1 protein-coding gene and 1 pseudogene are annotated in these 1,382 nt (G+C 72.5%); both read left to right on the top strand.

The window, feature by feature from the left end:
• Nucleotides 1-298: pseudogene (locus BN4252_RS11230) on the top strand (TIGR03085 family metal-binding protein); the annotation flags it as partial.
• A gap of 58 nt (nt 299-356) precedes the next feature.
• Complete coding sequence (locus BN4252_RS11150) at nt 357-1,373, top strand: DNA translocase FtsK 4TM domain-containing protein (protein ID WP_066524071.1); 1,017 nt, start codon at nt 357-359, stop codon at nt 1,371-1,373.
• The last annotated feature ends 9 nt before the right edge of the window (nt 1,374-1,382 follow it).

Here is a 1,382-nt window from a genome sequence, read left to right on the forward strand (position 1 = left end):
GGCGGGGGCGGGGCCGCGTGAGTTTAGTGGGGCCGTCGATAAGCAACTGCTCAAGCTGGCGAAGCGTTTCGGCTTGCTGAGCCTGCGCAAGGCCGAGGTGCCCGTGGTGCTGACGCCTCCGAAGCTGCCGCCGGTGACCGCCGGGGGTAAGCCCGGTGTTGCCGAGCGCGGCGACGACGTGCTGCGCGTCCTCGGCGAGCCCGGCGAGCTCCTGCTGTGGGTGTCCGGGCGCGACGCCGCGCAGGTGGAGTTCCGTGGCCGCACGGACGTACTCGAAGGGTTGGACCGGGCCCTCTAACCGCCCAGCCCGTGTGGCGTGTGGGACGAATGTGACGTGGCGCGTTAAAGTTACAGCCATGTCTGTCAAAAATTCGGCCCCCCGGACGTCCCGCTCCCGCACCGCGCCGGTGTCGATGACGCACCCGCCGACCTCCTCCATGGTCGCGGCCGACACCGCAGACGAGCGCGTCGGCTCCGCCACCCGCGCCGTGGGCAAGTCGCTCGGCTCCGCGTTCAGGGGTGTCGGCTCGATGTTCGGCGGCTTGCGGCGGCGCTCCGATGACGAGGCTGGGGAGGCGGAGGACTTCGAGCCCTTCGACTTCGACGAGGAGGAGCGCGAGCGGGGGAGGAGGCCGCACGCCCGCCGCGCCCCGCGCCGGCCCTCTCACGAACGCGCCGAGGACGCCAACGCCGAGCCCGATTCCGCCGAGGCGTCCCAGCTGCGCAACGCCGACGCGTGGGGCTTGGGCCTGATCGGGCTGGCCGCGGTCATCGGCGCGTCGGTGTGGATGGACGTGGCGGGGCCGGTGGGCCGCGCGATCGCCCAGGCGTGCCACTGGGTGATCGGCGCCGGCGCGCTCATCTTGCCGGTAGTGCTCGTGGGCGTGGCCGTTGCGCTAATGCTGAACGTGCGCACCCCGGCGGCGGTGCGGGGGCGTGTCGCCGTCGGGCTGTCCATCATCGCGGTGGCCATGCTCGGCATGGTGCACGTGTTCGCGGGCAACCCGGGCGATTGGGAAACGCGCCGCATCGCGGGCGGCGCGGTCGGCGCCCTGGCTGGCGGCCTCCTCGCCGCCGCGTTTACCCCGTACGTGGCGGTGCCGCTGCTGGCCCTGGTGATCGTCTACGGCGCGCTCAAGACCACGGGCATCACGGTGCGCGAGGCCTACGACTACCTGGTCGGCCTGTTCTCGCGCATGTTGGAGCGCTCGCCTGACGACGCCCCCGATGCCGACGCCGACACCAACCCAGACTCCGACGACCTCTACGGCCACGTCTCCCGCGACCTCGACGACATCGCCGAGGGTCGCGGGCGTCCGCCGGACGCCCGCGACCCCGCGCAGGAGCACGCCGCTGGACAACTACCCCGCTGACAGTCAGGC

Source organism: Corynebacterium bouchesdurhonense, assembly GCF_900078305.2.
GTDB classification, from domain to species: Bacteria; Actinomycetota; Actinomycetes; order Mycobacteriales; family Mycobacteriaceae; genus Corynebacterium; species Corynebacterium bouchesdurhonense.

Coding starts and splice junctions, on each gene's coding strand:
- BN4252_RS11150 (WP_066524071.1), top strand. CDS start 357: ATGTCTGTCAAAAATTCGGCCCCCCGGACGTCCCGCTCCCGCACCGCG.